Origin of the sequence: Corynebacterium bovis DSM 20582 = CIP 54.80, assembly GCF_030408615.1 — a bacterium.
Classification (GTDB): domain Bacteria; phylum Actinomycetota; class Actinomycetes; order Mycobacteriales; family Mycobacteriaceae; genus Corynebacterium; species Corynebacterium bovis.
The window spans coordinates 1,139,951-1,155,884 of record NZ_CP047187.1; the positions used below are offsets into that span (position 1 = coordinate 1,139,951).

Consider the following 15,934-nt stretch of genomic DNA (forward strand, 5'->3'; position numbering starts at 1 on the left):
CATTCAGCCATGCACATTCTCGACAAGGTCGACGCCGCCCAGCTGCGCGACGACATCCCCGACTTCCGTCCGGGCGACACCCTCGACGTCCACGTCAACGTCATCGAGGGCGCGAAGTCCCGTGTCCAGGTGTTCCGCGGCGTCGTGATCCGCCGCCAGAACTCCGGCATCCGCGAGACCTTCACGGTCCGGAAGATCTCGTTCGGCATCGGCGTGGAGCGTACCTTCCCGGTGCACTCCCCGAACATCGACCACATCGACGTCCTCACCCGCGGCAAGGTCCGCCGGGCGAAGCTGTACTACCTGCGCAACCTGCGCGGCAAGGCGGCGAAGATCAAGGAGAAGCGCTGACGCTCCCCGCGCCACGCCCCGGTCACCGACACGCTCGGTGGCCGGGGCGTTCCGCATTGTCCGGTCCCGTCCGGCCGGGCTGGTAACGTCTCCGTTCGTGACTGACACGAACGGGACCGCCGGACGGCAGATGAGTGAGCGTGACAAGGTCGCTGCGCGACGCGCGGCCGAGAAGGACGGCGGGTCGGGTGCCGGGGGCAAGAAGACCTACCCGTGGTGGGTCGAGTTCCCCATCATCATCGTCACCGCGTTGATCATCCTCGCGCTGTTCCAGGGCTTCGTGGGACGGCTGTACCAGATTCCGTCGGAGTCGATGGAGCCGACGCTCCACGGGTGCTCGGGGTGCACGGGGGACCGGATCTTCGTGAGCAAGCTCGCGTACGAGTTCGGCGGCAGCCCGTCGCCCGGCGACGTCGTCGTGTTCGCCGGCCCGGAGTCGTGGGGCGGCGAGTACGTCTCGAAGCGCTCGTCGAACGGCCTCATCTCCGGCGTCGAGAACCTGCTGTCGTACGTCGGCATCCTCGCCCCGGACGAGAATGCGCTGGTCAAGCGGGTCATCGCCACGGGTGGTCAGACGGTGCAGTGCCAGGCCGGCGACCCGGGGATCATGGTCGACGGGCGGAAGGTCGACGACTCGTTCATCCAGCGGCCCGCGTCGCTGCCGATCGACCGGGTCCGGGGCTCCGAGGAGTGCCAGGGCAACTACTTCGGCCCCGTGACCGTGCCCGACGGCAACCTGTGGGTCATGGGCGACAACCGCACGAACTCCCTCGACTCGCGGGCGCACATGGGCGATGAGCTCCAGGGCACCGTGCCCGTCGACAACGTCGTGGGCAAGGTGGAGTTCCGGGTGTGGCCGCTGTCCCGGATCGGCGGGGTCGACTCGCCGGACGTCCAGCAGGACGCGGCGCCCGCCGGGTCGTGACGTGGCGGGACGGATGTCCGGTGCCGGTCACCCCGCGGCGCCGCTCCGGGCGCCCGTGCGGGCGGCACTGCGGCGGACGGGGCGCGACGGGGTGACCGGGGGACGGGCGCTCGACCACGCGGTCGTCCGGGCCGGACTGGGGCTTGTCGCGGGGGTCGACGAGGCGGGCCGGGGAGCGTGCTGCGGTCCGTTGACCGCGGCGGCGTGCATCCTCCCGGACCGTCCGCTGCCCGAGCTCGACGGGCTGACGGACTCCAAGCAGCTGTCGCCGGCGGCGCGGGAGCGGCTCGAACCGGTCATCGCGGAGGTCGCGGTGGCGTGGGCCGTCGTGCACGTCAGTGCCGCGGAGATCGACGAGCGGGGGATCCAGCCGGCGAACACGTCGGCGATGCGGCGGGCCGTCGCGGCCCTCGACGTCCGGCCCGGGTACGTCCTCACCGACGCGCTGCGCGTGCCCGGCCTCACCCTCCCGCACCTGCCGGTGCTCAAGGGGGACCGGGTCAGCCGGAGCATCAGCGCCGCGAGCGTCCTGGCGAAGGTCGCCCGTGACCGCGTGATGGTGGAGCTCGACGCCCGGTACCCGGGCTACGGCCTCGCCGGCCACAAGGGGTACGGCACGAAGGCGCACATGGCGTCGGTGAGCCTCCACGGCGGGTGTCCTGAACACCGCTACACTTACGCGAACGTGGCGGCTGCCCGGGCTCAATGGGCGGCTGCCGGTGGACGCGAAACCGAGGAAGAGGTGACCACGCAGTCGTGAGCGCTGAGGAACTGGAAGACTACGAGGCCAACGTTGAGCTCTCCATGTACCGGGAGTACCGGGACGTGGTCAGCCAGTTCTCCTACGTCGTCGAGACCGAACGCCGGTTCTACCTGGCCAATGCCGTGGAGCTCATCCCCCGGAACGCCGACGGGGAGATCTACTACGAGGTCCGGATGTCGGACGCCTGGGTCTGGGACATGTACCGTCCCGCGCGCTTCGTGCGCTACGTCCGGGTGATCACGTACAAGGACGTGAACATCGAGGAGCTCGACAAGCCGGAGCTGCGTCTGCCGGAGAGCTGAGCGGCCCCGTCGTCGGGGCGTTGTCCACAGGCCGGGCCCTGTCCACAGGGACCCGGCCTTCTGTCGTCCCCGCCCTCCCGACGGTCCGCGTCCCGTGGCATGCTCGCCGCACCGGCGACGACCGTCGTGGCCGGGTGACGGGGGAGGGCCCCGGGGAGGGACGGCACGACCGTGGACACGTGTGAGATCGGCAGGTTCGGCGAGGACATCGCCGCGGCCTACCTGGAGGCGAGGGGGTACGAGGTCGTCGACCGCAACGTGCGGGCCTGCGGCGGGGAGGTCGACCTCGTCGCCACCGTCGGGGCCGGCGGCGCGGCGGGCGGCCCGACGGGGGACGGCCCCCGGGACGTGGTGTTCGTCGAGGTCAAGTACCGCTCGTCCGACGCGATGGGGGTGGGTGCGGAGGCGGTGACCGCCACGAAGCTGAGGACGGTCTCCCGCGTCGGGGGCGCGTGGCTCGCCGCGCACCCGGAGATCCGGCCGCGGGCGGTGCGCATCGACGTCATCGACATCACCGGCGGAGAGGTGACGCACTACCGGGACGTGACCCGGTGAGCGTCGGGCAGGCCCTGGGGGTGGCCCTCGACGGGATCGACGGCGTGCTCGTCACCGTGGAGTGCGACATCGGGCGTGGCCTCCCCGGCATGAGCGTCGTGGGGCTCGGGGACACGGCGGTCGTCCAGGCCCGGGACCGCGTCCGGTCAGCGACGGTGAACAGCGGGCTCGAGTGGCCGCGCAGCCGGGTCGTCATGAGCCTGTCCCCGGCGTCCGTGCCGAAGGCGGGGTCGGGGTTCGACGTCGCGATGGTGTGCTCCGTCATCGCCGCGCAGGTGGCGCACTCCGCGGCGTCGACCCGGGCGTCGCGGGCGCTGCGGGAGGAGGCGGAGACCGTCCGCCGCCGCCTCGGGGAGACGGTCCTCGTCGGGGAGCTCGGGCTGGACGGGCAGGTGCGTCCCGTCGACGGGGTGCTGCCGATGCTCCTCCACGCCGCCGAACGGGGTGTCCCCCGCGCGGTGGTCCCGGCGGGCAATGCGGCGGAGGCGGCCCACGCCGACGGCGTCGACGTCCTCGTGACCCGCAGTCTCGTCGAGGTGGTGCGGTGGCTGCGGGGCGTCGGGGACCTCGAGGCGGTGACGCCGCCGGTGGCCGGCGCGGGTGGGGCGGGTGCCCGGGGCGGGGACACCCCGGATCTCGCCGACGTCATCGCGCAGCCGGAGGCCCGGCGTGCCGTGGAGCTCGCGGCCGCGGGCGGGCACCACCTCATGCTCACCGGGCCCCCGGGGGCCGGCAAGTCGATGCTCGCCGAGCGGCTGCCGGGGATCCTCCCGCCGATGGACCGCCGGGAGCAGCTGGAGGCTGCGGCGGTCCACTCGGTGGCGGGGGCCTCCGGGGACCTCGACCGCCTGTGGGCGGGGGTCCGGCCGTTCATCGCCCCGCACCACACGGTGAGCCCGGCGGCGCTGCTCGGAGGGGGGTCGGGGCGGGCCCGGCCGGGGGCGGTGAGCCTCGCCCACCGCGGGGTGCTGTTTCTCGACGAGGTCGCCGAGGCCTCCGGTCGCACCCTCGACTGCCTGCGCACACCGATGGAACGTGGCGTCGTCGACCTCGTCCGGAGCCGGCGGACCGTCCACTTCCCGGCGCGGTTCCAGCTCATCATGGCGGCGAACCGGTGCCCGTGCGGCGCGGAGTCACCGGCCGACTGCACGTGCACGGCCGTCGCCCGGCGCCGGTACTCGACGGTCGTGTCCGGACCGCTGCGTGACCGGGTGGACATCTTCGTCACCACGCGCGGGGCGGCTGCCGCGACCCTCACCCCGGCGGAGGCGGACTCCGGGGAGTCGACGCAGGTCGTGAGGGAGCGGGTGATCGAGGCCCGGGCGCGCGCCCGGCACCGGTGGTCCGCTGCGGGGGACTGGCTGGACAACGCCTCCGTGCCCGGGGCGGTCCTGCGCCGGGACTTCCCCGCCGACGAGGCCGGCATGCTCGTCCTGCGGGACATGCTGCACCGGGGGGAGCTCAGTCAACGCGGCGTGGACCGTGCGCTGCGGGTGGCGTGGACGATCGCGGACGTCGACGGGGAGGACCGGCCGGACGTCGGCCGGGTGCTCGACGCCGTGGAACTGTTCGGCGACGGGGAGGACGGACATGACCACGGGGGGCGGTGACATGAGCGCCGGGGGACGGCGTCTCCTCGCGTGGGTGACGTTGCGCAGGGTTGTCGAGGCGTCCCACGCCGATGTCGTCGCGGCGCTGTGGCCCGACGGTGACCGCGGGGCCCCGGCGCGGGTCGAGGAGCTGGTGGAGGCGATGCGGCGTGGTGACGCGCGGCTCCCACCGTCACTGCGTACCCGGATGCGGGGGCCGGGGACGGTCGACCCGGTCGCGGACCTCCGGGCGGCGGAGGCCGAGGGGTACCGGTTGGTCACACCGGACGACCCGGCGTGGCCCGCGTGCTTCCGCGGCGGGTTCCCGGATCTGCGCCGACCCCGGACCCGGGCCGGGGACGCGGGGGACGCGGGGGACGCGGGGGACGCGGGGGACACCGGGGACGTGTCCGACAGCGGGGGCGCGGCGTCGCACCCGGGCCCGGCTCCGGCGGGCGCACCGGACCCGGCCACCGGGTCGGACGGCGCGGGCGTGCGCGGGCAGGTGGCGGACCCCTTCGCCCTGTGGACCGCCGGGGACGGCGACCTCGCCGGCGCCACCCGACGGACGGTGACCCTCGTCGGCACCCGCGCACCGTCGCGCTACGGGACGGAGGCCGCGGAGATGCTGGGGTCGACGCTCGCCGCCGCCGGGTACACCGTCGTCTCCGGCGGGGCGCTGGGGATCGACCGTGCCGCCCACGCCGCGGCCCTCCGCGCCGGGGGGACGACCGTTGCGGTGGCCGCGTGCGGGCCCGGGGTGACGTACCCCTCCGCCAACAGGCCGTTGTTCCGCGACATCCGGCGCGCCGGGCTCGTCATGACGGAGTACCCGCCGGGCACACGTCCGGCCCGGCACCGGTTCCTCACCCGCAACCGGCTCGTCGCCGCGCTCGGGCAGGGGACCGTCGTCGTCGAGGCCCCGTACCGGTCGGGGGCGCTCAACACGTGCAACTGGGCCGAGCTGCTCGTCCGGCCGGTCATGGCGGTGCCGGGGCCGGTGACGTCCAGCGGGTTCACCGGGTGCCACGAGCGCATCCGCTCCGGGCGGGCGGCGCTGGTCACGCGGGCCGAGGACGTGCGGGAGCTCATCGAGCCGCTGGGCAGCGTCGACAGCTCCCGGCAGCTCGAGCTCGACTTCCACGCCACCGGGTCCCAGACCCTCACACTCGACGAGTTGAAGGTCTTCGACGCCGCCGGGGTGCCGGGCGACGTGTCGGGCAGGATGGACGACCTGGTCGGGGGCAGCGGCCTGCCGCTGGCGGTCGTCGTCCGGGTGATCCGTGACCTGGAGGCGCGGGGGCTCGTCGTCCGCGACGGTGACCGGTGGGTCAAGGCCACGAGGTGACACGGGCCCGCGGGACCCGACGCGGGCGGGGCTCCCGGTGAGGCCGGGCGGGGTCGACCTGACGCGGGCGGGGCTCCCGGTGACGCGGTGACGCGACCGGCCGCGCCCCGTGGTGGCCCACCCCGGTGACGGGCGGACCCGGACCTAGGATGGGGCACATGGCCTCACCACCGGACCTCGACCAGGCCGTCGACATGTACATGGACCACCTCCGCCTCGTCCTGGGCAGGTCGGAGAACACCGTGCGGGCGTACAGCGCGGACCTCCGGGCGGCGTGCGAGGGACTGGACGGCGTGGAGGGGTTCACGCTCGACCACTGCCGCGACGTCCTCGACTGGGCCGTCGAGGCGGGACACAGCGCGACCTCGGTCGCCCGCATGGTGTCCAGCCTGCGCGGCTTCGGCGGGTACCTCGCCCGGCAGGGATGGGTCGGGACGAACCCGGCGGCGCCGCTGCGGGCCCCGAAGACCGACCGCCACCTGCCCCGGGTGCTCAAGGCCGACGGTGCCCGGGAGATGCTCGACGCCGCCGCACAGGCGGCCGGGGAGACCGACGACCCCGTCCCCACCCGGGACTGGGCCATGCTCGAACTGCTCTACGCGACGGGCGTGCGCGTCTCGGAACTGGTCGGCGTCGACCTGGATGACGTCGACACCGGCGAACGCACCGTCCGGGTCACGGGTAAGGGCGGTAAGACCCGTGTCGTCCCGTTCGGCCCGTCGACCGCGACCGCCCTGCGGGCCTGGATCGACGCGCGCCCCCGGCTCAGCGGCCCGTCGTCGGGTCCCGCCCTCTTCCTCGGCGTCCGGGGCGGCCGCATCGACCCGCGGCAGGTGCGGACCGTCGTCCGGACCGCCACCGCCGCCGCGGGCGGCCCGACGCTCTCCCCCCACGGGATCCGCCACTCCACGGCGACTGCGGTGCTGGAAGGGGGAGCGGACCTGCGGATCGTGCAGGAGCTCCTCGGCCACTCCTCCATGGCGACGACGCAGATCTACACGCACGTCGGCACCGAGCGGCTCAAGGCGGTCTACCGGCAGGCGCACCCGCGCTCCGGCGCGACCGACTGAGCGGCCGGCCACCGAGCGGGAAACTGACGGAGCGGGTGTCCCCCTGAGCAGGTGACCGACCGGGCGACCGACTCAGTGGGTGACCGACCGGGCGGCCGTGTCACGCCCACAGCCGGACCGTCGGCCGCCCGAGGAGACTCATCGGGTCGATGTACCGTCCGTCCGGCGACGCGGGGTCCCTGATCCGCGCCCCCCACGACAGCCCCGGCCCACGGCGGGCCGTCGACGGCAGCGCCGCGGCGTCGGCCAGCCGGCCGATCACCGCACCCCGGGTGACGACGTCCCCGCGCCGCACATCGGCGACGACCGGTTCATAGGTCGTCCGCAGGCCTCCGCCGTGGTCGACCGACACCACCGGCGTCCCCGCGACACTCCCCGCGAAGACGACCGTCCCCGCGGCACTCGCCCGGACGGGGTCACCCGGGGCGGCCGCGAGGTCGACCCCGCGGTGGCCCTGCTCCCACGGCCGGTCCGGGATGTCCACGGCCCGGACGACCGCACCCGGGACCGGGCGGCGGTGCCCACGGCGGCCGGGGTGCCCACGGACGTCCGCCGGCACGCCGCGGGCCGGGCCCGCCGAGGCGGCACCGGGTGAGGGGTGGGGCGTGGCCCGGGCCGCCGCCGGGGGAGCGGGCAGGACGGTGATCCCCGTCAGCACCGCGACCACGCAGAGAAGGACGGCGCACGCCCGCCCGGCGGCGCGGTGTCGCGGCGGTGTTCCGCGCCGCGGTGCTCCGCGCGGCGGGGCCGGGCGTGGCGGTGCCGGGTGCCAGGCCGGTGGCGTCGACGGGTGGTGGCGTCGGGACCCCGGGGCGTCGACGGGTCCGGGTCGGGGAACGGTGGTGGGTCTGGTCTGCACGCGGACAGTGTGCCCGGCCGCGCGGCCGGGCGGGAGCCCGGCGGCGGGCGCCTGTGGATGCCGGACCGTGCGCCCGCCGGCAGCACGGGGGACGGTGGGGCGCCGTCCACAGGTGCCGCCGGGGAGCGGGCGGGAAGTTGAGGTGGGGGAGCCGGACGGGTAGCATTCTGCAGTGCAGTATGTCCGGGAGTTGTCCCGGGGACCGCGAACCGAGTCCGTCCCGCCGGCAGGTCGTCACGACAGTGACGGTGACCACGCGGCGGGCGGCACACCGCACATCGACGTCTCCACGATCGTCGGCGACCACCACCGCTTCCGGGTCACACGCCCGGACGGCACGGGGCGACGCCGCAGGTCGTGTCGCCGGGTGCCGGAGACTCCGGGACGCGCCCCCGCCAGCGGACCGGGCACACTGACATCGCGTAGGCACCGTGTGGTTCCGCAGCGTCCCGCCCGAACGGTCCCCGGCTCAGCCCGGGGTGGGGTGGAGACCGTGAACGCCTGCCAGGACGGCGCATGAGCGATGTCCCGGGAGACCGGGGAACCGTGAGTACGTCGAGTCAACCGTCAACCGATTTCGAAAGCGAGGAAGGGGAGGCGGGGCCCGCGAGGGTCCCACGGTGCCGCCCCTGTCACACTATGGCTGTAGTCACCATGCGTGAGCTCCTGGACGCCGGAGTTCACTTCGGTCACCAGACCCGTCGTTGGAACCCGAAGATGAAGCGCTTCATCTTCACGGACCGCAACGGCATCTACATCATCGATCTCCAGCAGACGCTGACCTACATCGACGAGGCCTACGAGTTCGTCAAGGAGACCGTCGCCCACGGCGGCAACATCCTGTACGTCGGCACGAAGAAGCAGGCGCAGGAGGCCGTCGCCACCGAGGCCGAGCGCGTCGGGATGCCCTACGTCAACCACCGCTGGCTCGGCGGCATGCTGACGAACTTCCAGACCGTCCACAAGCGCCTCGCCCGGCTCAAGGAGCTCCAGGCGATGGACGCGGCGGAGGACGGCTACCAGGGCCGCACCAAGAAGGAGGTGCTCATGCTCACGCGTGAGCGCACCAAGCTGGAGCGCGTCCTCGGCGGCATCGCCGACATGGCGAAGGTCCCGTCCGCCCTGTGGATCGTCGACACGAACAAGGAGCACATCGCCGTCGCCGAGGCGAAGAAGCTCAACCTCCCGGTCGTCGCGATCCTCGACACCAACTGTGACCCGGACGAGGTCGACTACCCGATCCCGGGCAACGACGACGCCATCCGGTCGACCCGGCTGCTGACGTCGATCATCTCCTCCGCCGTCGAGGCCGGTCGTGCGGCCCGCGCCGAGCGCCAGGAGGCCGCGGCCAAGGAGGCTGCGGGCGAGGCCGCCGGTGAGGCGGAGGCCGGCGTCGTCGCCGAGGGTGCGGCGGAGAGCACCCCGGCCGCCGAGGGCGCAGCGGACACCACCCCGGCCGCCGGTGCCACGGAGGCGCCCGCCGAGGGTGAGGCCACCGAGGCCACCCCGGCGGAGTAACACCCGCCTGACGCCCACCCCGGTCCGCCGGGCGTGGGCGTCGTCCGTCACATAGGCTGGATCCGTCACCTGAGCCGACCGGCCACTTCACTTCCATCATGAAGGAGGATCGCCCCCAAAATGGCGAACTACACCGCTGCTGACGTCAAGAAGCTCCGTGAGACCACGGGCTCCGGGATGCTGGCCTGCAAGAAGGCTCTCGAGGAGTCCGACGGCAACTTCGACAAGGCCGTCGAGATCCTGCGCATCAAGGGCGCCAAGGACGTGGGCAAGCGTGCCGAGCGCACCGCCGCCGAGGGCCTCATCGCCGTCTCCGGCAGCACCATGATCGAGATCAACTCCGAGACCGACTTCGTCGCGAAGAACTCCGAGTTCATCGAGTTCGCCGACTCCGTCGCCGCCGCGGCCTCCGCCGCCGGCGCGAACTCCCCGGAGGAGCTCGCCGCTGTCGACGTCAACGGCTCCACCGCCGACGAGGCGCTCCAGGCCCTCTCCGCGAAGATCGGCGAGAAGCTGCAGCTGCGGCGCGCCGTCACCCTCGAGGGTGACAAGGTCGCCGTGTACCTCCACCACCGCTCCGCCGACCTGCCGCCGAGCGTCGGCGTCCTCGTCGCCTACACCGGTGACGACGAGCAGGCCGCCAAGGCCGTCGCCATGCAGGTCGCCGCCCTCAAGGCGAAGTACCTGACCCGCGAGGACGTCCCGGAGGAGGTCGTCGCCAAGGAGCGCGAGATCGCCGAGGCGACCGCCAAGGAGGAGGGCAAGCCGGAGAAGGCCCTGCCGAAGATCGTCGAGGGCCGGGTCAACGGCTTCTTCAAGGACGTCGTCCTCCTCGACCAGCCGTCCGTGACCGAGTCGAAGAAGACCCTCAAGCAGGTCGCCGACGAGGCCGGCATCACCCTCACCGGCTTCGTCCGCTACGAGGTCGGCCAGGACTGACGTCCGGTCCACCGACCCCGCCAGGCGGTGACGGTCGCGGCCACGGCCGTGTCCGGCACCGGTGGGGTCGGGGATGATGAACGGGGCCCTCGCCCCTGTCGCTGCGGCGGCGGGGCGGGGGCCCGTCGTCGTGTGCGGGGGAGGTCCGGCCCGGGTGGGACGGGGGTGGCCCCGGGTGCGACGCGCCCCACCGCCCCCGGTCCCGACGATGCCGGGGTGCGTCGACGCCCCCTGTAGGATGTTGGGCGGTCAGCACGAACGACGATGGTGACCTGCGGCGTTCGACGAGCGTCCGGCAGGACCACGGTGCAGGCCCGGCACGACCAAGCCCAGCAGGATCAGCAGAGCAGAGCAGGAGAGCCTGACAGTGACGACGACGGACGACCGGCACGGATACACCCGCGTGATGCTGAAGTTGGGGGGTGAGATGTTCGGCGGCGGAGCCGTCGGGATCGACCCGGACGTCGTCCAGAACGTCGCCCGGCAGATCGCCGAGGTCGCCCGGTCCGGCACCGAGGTCGCGGTCGTCATCGGCGGGGGCAACTTCTTCCGCGGCGCCCAGCTCCAGCAGCGCGGCCTGGACCGCAGCCGCAGCGACTACATGGGGATGCTCGGCACCGTCATGAACTGCCTCGCGCTCCAGGACTTCCTCGAGCAGGAGGGCGTCGACTGCCGGGTGCAGACCGCGGTGAACATGGCCCAGGTCGCCGAGCCGTACCTGCCGCTGCGGGCGAAGCGTCACCTGGAGAAGGGGCGGGTCGTGATCTTCGGTGCGGGGATGGGCATGCCCTACTTCTCGACGGACACCACCGCGGCGCAGCGTGCCCTCGAGATCGGGTGCGAGGTGCTGCTCATGGCCAAGGGCGTCGACGGCGTGTACTCGGACGACCCGCGGACGAACCCGGACGCCGAGCTGTTCCACTCCATCACCCCCCGCGAGGTCATCGAGAAGGGCCTCAAGGTCGCCGACGCGACGGCGTTCAGCCTCTGCATGGACAACGACATGCCGATCCTCGTGTTCAACCTGCTCACCGACGGGAACATCGCCCGTGCCGTGGCGGGCGAGCAGATCGGCACGCTCGTCGCGCAGTGACGCCGGGCGGTCCGCACTGCCGGACCCGTCCGGGGCACTGGTAGATTCGGGGGATGTGTGGTCGCCGCGGCCGTGGCCACACGCCGCGCACCGGAGACGGTCCGCGTCGTCCCCCTCCCCGGGGCGACCGACCGGGACGTCACCGGTGCCCGAGACCTCAACCGATCCCCACCCGGCCGCACCTGAACCCCAGACGAGGACCCCCATGATTGACGAGACCCTGCTCGAGTCCGAGGACCACATGGGCCGCTCCGTGGAGCACGCCCGTGAGGAACTCATGACGATCCGTACCGGACGCGCCAACCCGGCGATGTTCAACGGTGTCATCGCGGAGTACTACGGCGTGCCGACGCCCATCACCCAGATGGCGACGATCAGCGTCCCCGAGCCGCGGATGCTCATCATCAAGCCCTACGAGCAGTCGGCGATGGGGGAGATCGAGAACGCGATCCGCAACTCCGACCTCGGGGTCAACCCGACGAACGACGGCCAGGTCCTCCGCGTCACCGTCCCGCAGCTCACCGAGGAGCGTCGCCGCGACCTCGTGAAGGTCGCGAAGTCGAAGGGTGAGGACGCGAAGATCGCGATCCGCAACATCCGGCGCAAGGGGATGGACACCCTCGGCAAGATCCAGAAGGACGGCGACGCCGGTGAGGACGAGGTGAAGGCCGCCGAGAAGGAACTCGACAAGATCACCCAGACCTACGTCGGCCAGGTCGACCGCCTGGTCGAGGCCAAGGAGAAGGAGCTGCTGGAGGTCTAGCACCCCAGCAGTCCCCACCACGACGACAGGCAGTCACCAGTCACTGCCGGGAGCAGGTGCTGTGTCTGAAGCGAGCGGAGCGTCGGACGGCGACGGGACCCCGGGACCGGCCGACACCGGGCGGCATCCGAGGATCCCCGCGCCCCGCAACGGCGCCGGACGGAACCTCAAGCAGGCCATCGGCGTCGGGGTCGTCCTCGGGGCCCTCGTCCTCACCGCCCTGGTGACCCCCCACGCCTGGTACCCCCTCGTGGCCGTCGCCGTGGCGTTGGCCACGTACGAGGTCTGGCGGCGGCTCACGGAGGGCGGCTACGTCCTGAGCCTCGCGACGCTCGTCGTCGGCGGCCAGGTGATGATGTGGCTGTCCTGGCCCTTCGGCACCACCGGGCTCGTCGCCGGGTTCGTCATCTCCGTGCTGCTGCTCATGGTGTCACGGCTGTTCCACCACGGTCGGCACTCGCCGCCGCACAACTACGTGCGGGACACCGCCGTGGGCGTGTTCGTCCTCACGTGGATCCCGCTCTTCGGCAGTTTCGCCGCGATGCTGTCGACCCTCTCCCGCGAGGACGTCAGCGGGTCGCGGTTCATCTTCACGTTCATGCTCTGCGTCGTCGCGTCCGACGTCGGCGGGTACTGCGCCGGCGTGTTCTTCGGGCGGCACCCCATGGCCCCCGCCGTGAGCCCGAAGAAGTCCTGGGAGGGGTTCGTCGGGTCACTGGTGTTCTCGATGGTGTGCGGCGCCGCGTCCGTGGTGCTCATCCTCCGCGTCGACGGGGCGACGGGGGTCGTGCTCGGCGTCGCGCTCGGGTTGGGGCTCGCGGTGTGCGCGACCCTCGGGGACCTCGTGGAGTCCCAGTTCAAGCGGGACCTCGGCATCAAGGACATGTCCCACATGCTGCCCGGGCACGGCGGGCTCATGGACCGGCTGGACGGGATGCTCCCCGCCGCGATGGTCACGTGGGTCGTGCTCAACATGCTCAACGGGGCCTGAGCGTCCGGCGCGGCACCCGGGGGCGGGGTCACGCCCGGTGGGTCTCCGCCACCTGACGCCGCAGCTGGAGCATCCGCACGACACCGACGCACGCCATGATGAGTGCGCCCGCCACCGCCGCGATGAGCATCCCCACGCCCACGGGGAACGTCCACGTCCACGCGAGGAAGTGCACGGCGACGCTGTCCTGGTTCTGCAGGATGAACACGAGGAGCAGGATGAGCAGCAGCGCGCCGATGATGAGCCCCACCCACGTCGCGCCGGCGACCGACCCGCGGACGCGCGGCGTCGTCGAGTCCGGGGCACCGTCGCCGCCGGCGGGGCGGGTCCGTCGCCGGGGGTCTGCGGCCGGGGCCGGGGTGGGGGTCGACGCCGCCGCCGCGTCGGGTGCGACCGGTGCGTCCGGTCCGGTCGCCGGGGTCGGGGAGTCGGGGGAGGAGGGTGTGTTCGTCATGACCCCCATTCAACGGGGTTCCGGCGGTCCGTGGCAACGGACGTGAGCGCGGCCGGTGCCCCCGGTGCCGGGACAGGGGCCGTCGCCGCCGGTGGTGCGCGCCGGCGGGCGGCGACAGCGGACGTGACCGCGGCCGCCGGCCCGGCCCGGTCGTCGCCACCGGTCGCGCCCGGTCACCGGTGCGGGCGGACAGTGGCCGCCGCGGACACGGCGTCGATGTGGTTCAGGGGCGTCTACGTGCAATAATGGCCCGCATCATGGCTACTCCTGTGCAACTGCAATTCTCCGCTCCGAAGAAGGGGATGCCGCCGACGCACCTCGCGGACATGACCGACGACCAGGTCCGCGAGGCCGTCACGGGACTGGGACTCCCCGGCTTCCGTGCGAACCAGATCGCCCGTCAGTACTACGGGCGGCTCGCGGCGGACCCCCGTTCGATGACCGACCTCCCCGAGGCGACCCGCGACAGCGTCCGCGAGGCGCTGTTCCCGCAGCTCATGACCCCGGTCAACGAGATTTCCTGCGACGGCGGCGAGACGCGGAAGACGCTGTGGCGTCTCCACGACGGCACGCTGCTCGAGTCCGTGCTCATGCGGTACCCGGACCGGGCGACGTTGTGCATCTCCTCCCAGGCGGGCTGCGGCATGGCCTGCCCGTTCTGCGCGACCGGCCAGGGCGGCCTGGACCGGAACCTGTCCGTCGGCGAGATCGTCGAACAGGTCCGCACCGCCGCCGCGGACATGCGTGACGGCCGGGTCGAGGGCGGGGAGGGCCGCCTCACGAACATCGTCTTCATGGGCATGGGGGAGCCCCTGGCGAACTACAAGCGCGTCCTTACAGCGATCCGGCGCATCACCGCGCCCGCCCCGGAGGGCTTCGGCATCTCCCAGCGCAACGTGACGGTGTCGACGGTGGGCCTCGCCCCGGCGATCCGCAAGCTCGCCGACGAGGAGATGTCCGTCCGACTCGCGGTGAGCCTGCACTGCCCGGACGACGAACTGCGCGACGAACTCGTCCCGGTGAACAACCGGTGGTCCGTCACGGAGGTCCTCGACGCCGCGGCCTACTACGCGGAGAAGTCCGGCCGCCGGGTGTCGATCGAGTACGCCCTCATCCGCGACATGAACGACCAGCCGTGGCGGGCGGACCTGCTGGGCAAGCGCCTCAAGCGCGCCCTCGGGTCCAAGGTCCACGTCAACGTCATCCCGCTCAACCCGACGCCCGGGTCCAAGTGGGACGCGGCGCCGAAGCCCGTCCAGGACGAGTTCGTCCGTCGGGTCAACGCCCAGGGGGTGCCGTGCACCGTCCGTGACACCCGTGGCCAGGAGATCGCCGCGGCGTGCGGGCAGCTCGCCGCCGAGGAACGCGGCGCATAGCGCGGACGGTGTAGCCGGGGGGCGGGGACGCAGCCGGCGCAGTGGGGGCGGCGTGCGGCCGGCGCAGTGGGGGTCGGCGTGTGACCGGCACAGCGGGGTCGGCGTGCGACCGGAACAGCGGGGGGTCGGCACACACGAACGCCGCCCGGGACGCGTGGTCGCGTCCGCGGGCGGCGTTCGTGGGGGACAGGCTCAGTGGTGCGAGAAGCTGCGCTCCGCGAGCTGCCGGGCCTCGGCCTCCGTCAGCGCCGGCCGGCCGACCGAGGTCGGGTCGATGTTCATCGCGACGAGCTCCTCGGCGGTGAGGTCGGCGTAGACGCCGGTGAGGTTCTTCTGGTCGGCGGCCCAGTCCGGCTCGATGTGGCCGACCGGCTTGTTGTGCGCCTGGACGGTCGTCCGCTGGGTGAGCTTCGGACGGACGACGAAGAGGAACGTCCCGAGGAAGACGAGGACGGCGAGGGCGACGAGCCAGATGTCCTCGACGTGGCCCTTGTGGTTGCCGATGAGCATCCCGAGGAGGAAGAGCCCGGAGATCACACCGGCGGTGGCGATGCCACGCCGGCCGAGTCCGTGCCAGCCCCACGCCGCCGACGGCTCGTCGGCGGTGGAGACTCCGTTGAACACTTCTGCCTTCGGCTCGTGAGAAGCCATTGGTGATCCTCCTCGATCGGGGCCGCCGCGACGTCACACCGGACCGTCGTCACCGGTCCCCGGGATGCGCAGCTGTGCCACAGACGCATGTTGCCTCTCCATCATTGCACACGATCCTGCCCCGCGACGCATCACACGCTGCGCGTCCACGGCCCGCACCCCCCGTGGTGGGGCAGTGGGCGGCCCGGGGGGTGCCGCCCCCTGCGGTTCCCGCCGCGCGCCGACCCCGCCCGGGGTGCCGTCCCGGGTGCCGCCCCCGGCAGGTCCCGTCCGACCCCGCCCCGACGCCGCCCCCGGCCCAGCCTCCGCCCCGGGGACGGCCCGCAGCCCCACCCGGCGTCCCCCGCTGTCGTCCCCCGCACCCGTCCCCGCCACGGGTGCGTGGAA

Annotated in this window: 17 protein-coding genes; 14 read left to right on the forward strand and 3 right to left on the reverse strand. The window is 73.0% G+C overall.

The genetic code is table 11. The features are described from left to right. Window positions 1-9 precede the first annotated feature (9 nt). The 8 genes from rplS (at window position 10) to CBOVI_RS04505 (ending at window position 6,903) form a co-directional block, all read left to right on the forward strand. On the forward strand, window positions 10-351 hold the full coding sequence (gene rplS / locus CBOVI_RS04470; RefSeq protein ID WP_010267002.1) for a 50S ribosomal protein L19: 342 nt from the start codon (window positions 10-12) through the stop codon (window positions 349-351). Between the two features lie 97 nt (window positions 352-448). Continuing rightward, window positions 449-1,276: a signal peptidase I gene (lepB, locus tag CBOVI_RS04475; protein WP_010267000.1), complete on the forward strand. Its 828-nt coding sequence runs from the start codon at window positions 449-451 to the stop codon at window positions 1,274-1,276. A gap of 13 nt (window positions 1,277-1,289) precedes the next feature. Beyond that, window positions 1,290-2,036 carry a ribonuclease HII gene (locus tag CBOVI_RS04480; RefSeq protein WP_010266998.1) on the forward strand — a complete coding sequence of 249 codons (747 nt, stop codon included), beginning with the start codon at window positions 1,290-1,292 and terminating at the stop codon, window positions 2,034-2,036. Next, window positions 2,033-2,341, forward strand: a complete 309-nt coding sequence (locus CBOVI_RS04485; protein ID WP_010266996.1) for a DUF2469 domain-containing protein — start codon at window positions 2,033-2,035, stop codon at window positions 2,339-2,341. The genes CBOVI_RS04480 and CBOVI_RS04485 overlap by 4 nt, the downstream gene beginning before the upstream one ends. Before the next feature lie 171 nt (window positions 2,342-2,512). Next, entirely contained in the window at window positions 2,513-2,896 is a 384-nt protein-coding gene (locus tag CBOVI_RS04490) for a YraN family protein (protein ID WP_010266993.1), read from the forward strand. Continuing rightward, window positions 2,893-4,506 carry a YifB family Mg chelatase-like AAA ATPase gene (locus CBOVI_RS04495; RefSeq protein ID WP_010266991.1) on the forward strand — a complete coding sequence of 538 codons (1,614 nt, stop codon included), beginning with the start codon at window positions 2,893-2,895 and terminating at the stop codon, window positions 4,504-4,506. Before CBOVI_RS04490 ends, CBOVI_RS04495 begins: the two co-directional genes overlap by 4 nt. Then, entirely contained in the window at window positions 4,487-5,833 is a 1,347-nt protein-coding gene (locus tag CBOVI_RS04500; RefSeq protein WP_232625862.1) for a DNA-processing protein DprA, read from the forward strand. The genes CBOVI_RS04495 and CBOVI_RS04500 overlap by 20 nt, the downstream gene beginning before the upstream one ends. A gap of 149 nt (window positions 5,834-5,982) precedes the next feature. Then, window positions 5,983-6,903: a tyrosine recombinase XerC gene (locus CBOVI_RS04505; protein WP_010264454.1), complete on the forward strand. Its 921-nt coding sequence runs from the start codon at window positions 5,983-5,985 to the stop codon at window positions 6,901-6,903. Window positions 6,904-7,003: 100 nt separating this feature from the next. Here CBOVI_RS04505 and CBOVI_RS04510 read toward each other — a convergent pair whose 3' ends face one another. Beyond that, window positions 7,004-7,561: a murein hydrolase activator EnvC family protein gene (locus CBOVI_RS04510; protein ID WP_244925651.1), complete on the reverse strand. Its 558-nt coding sequence runs from the start codon at window positions 7,559-7,561 to the stop codon at window positions 7,004-7,006. 840 nt (window positions 7,562-8,401) lie between these two features. Here CBOVI_RS04510 and rpsB point away from each other — a divergent pair. From rpsB to CBOVI_RS04535, 5 genes are all read left to right on the forward strand, one after another. After that, window positions 8,402-9,280 carry a 30S ribosomal protein S2 gene (rpsB, locus tag CBOVI_RS04515; protein ID WP_029157952.1) on the forward strand — a complete coding sequence of 293 codons (879 nt, stop codon included), beginning with the start codon at window positions 8,402-8,404 and terminating at the stop codon, window positions 9,278-9,280. Between the two features lie 120 nt (window positions 9,281-9,400). Further along, window positions 9,401-10,219, forward strand: a complete 819-nt coding sequence (gene tsf, locus CBOVI_RS04520) for a translation elongation factor Ts (RefSeq protein ID WP_010271362.1) — start codon at window positions 9,401-9,403, stop codon at window positions 10,217-10,219. Window positions 10,220-10,625: 406 nt separating this feature from the next. Beyond that, window positions 10,626-11,312, forward strand: coding sequence for a UMP kinase (gene pyrH, locus CBOVI_RS04525; RefSeq protein WP_050798249.1), 687 nt, complete (start codon window positions 10,626-10,628; stop codon window positions 11,310-11,312). 205 nt (window positions 11,313-11,517) lie between these two features. After that, on the forward strand, window positions 11,518-12,075 hold the full coding sequence (gene frr / locus CBOVI_RS04530; RefSeq protein ID WP_010271367.1) for a ribosome recycling factor: 558 nt from the start codon (window positions 11,518-11,520) through the stop codon (window positions 12,073-12,075). A 133-nt stretch (window positions 12,076-12,208) separates the two neighbouring features. After that, the gene (locus CBOVI_RS04535) at window positions 12,209-13,066 is read left to right on the forward strand and encodes a phosphatidate cytidylyltransferase (RefSeq protein ID WP_029157953.1); all 858 of its coding nucleotides are present in this window, start codon (window positions 12,209-12,211) and stop codon (window positions 13,064-13,066) included. A 28-nt stretch (window positions 13,067-13,094) separates the two neighbouring features. On the opposite strand, the gene CBOVI_RS04540 is transcribed toward CBOVI_RS04535, so the two are convergent. Beyond that, window positions 13,095-13,520, reverse strand: coding sequence for a LapA family protein (locus CBOVI_RS04540; RefSeq protein WP_232625863.1), 426 nt, complete (start codon window positions 13,518-13,520; stop codon window positions 13,095-13,097). A gap of 257 nt (window positions 13,521-13,777) precedes the next feature. Between CBOVI_RS04540 and rlmN the strand changes: the two genes are divergently transcribed. Continuing rightward, the gene (gene rlmN, locus CBOVI_RS04545) at window positions 13,778-14,896 is read left to right on the forward strand and encodes a dual-specificity RNA methyltransferase RlmN (protein WP_010271882.1); all 1,119 of its coding nucleotides are present in this window, start codon (window positions 13,778-13,780) and stop codon (window positions 14,894-14,896) included. Window positions 14,897-15,088: 192 nt separating this feature from the next. Here the strand turns inward: rlmN and CBOVI_RS04550 are convergent, their stop codons facing one another. Then, window positions 15,089-15,547 (reverse strand): DUF2631 domain-containing protein, encoded by a 459-nt coding sequence (locus tag CBOVI_RS04550; RefSeq protein WP_029157972.1) that lies wholly within the window; start codon window positions 15,545-15,547, stop codon window positions 15,089-15,091. Window positions 15,548-15,934: the final 387 nt, after the last annotated feature.

Excerpts from the sequence above, each read along its gene's own strand:
- rplS (WP_010267002.1), top strand. The coding sequence starts at position 10 with ATGCACATTCTCGACAAGGTCGACGCCGCCCAGCTGCGCGACGACATC.
- CBOVI_RS04480 (WP_010266998.1), top strand. The coding sequence starts at position 1,290 with ATGTCCGGTGCCGGTCACCCCGCGGCGCCGCTCCGGGCGCCCGTGCGG.
- CBOVI_RS04500 (WP_232625862.1), top strand. The coding sequence starts at position 4,487 with ATGACCACGGGGGGCGGTGACATGAGCGCCGGGGGACGGCGTCTCCTC.
- CBOVI_RS04505 (WP_010264454.1), top strand. The coding sequence starts at position 5,983 with ATGGGGCACATGGCCTCACCACCGGACCTCGACCAGGCCGTCGACATG.
- rpsB (WP_029157952.1), top strand. The coding sequence starts at position 8,402 with ATGGCTGTAGTCACCATGCGTGAGCTCCTGGACGCCGGAGTTCACTTC.
- tsf (WP_010271362.1), top strand. The coding sequence starts at position 9,401 with ATGGCGAACTACACCGCTGCTGACGTCAAGAAGCTCCGTGAGACCACG.
- pyrH (WP_050798249.1), top strand. The coding sequence starts at position 10,626 with ATGCTGAAGTTGGGGGGTGAGATGTTCGGCGGCGGAGCCGTCGGGATC.
- frr (WP_010271367.1), top strand. The coding sequence starts at position 11,518 with ATGATTGACGAGACCCTGCTCGAGTCCGAGGACCACATGGGCCGCTCC.
- CBOVI_RS04540 (WP_232625863.1), bottom strand. The coding sequence starts at position 13,520 with ATGACGAACACACCCTCCTCCCCCGACTCCCCGACCCCGGCGACCGGA.
- rlmN (WP_010271882.1), top strand. The coding sequence starts at position 13,778 with ATGGCTACTCCTGTGCAACTGCAATTCTCCGCTCCGAAGAAGGGGATG.
- CBOVI_RS04550 (WP_029157972.1), bottom strand. The coding sequence starts at position 15,547 with ATGGCTTCTCACGAGCCGAAGGCAGAAGTGTTCAACGGAGTCTCCACC.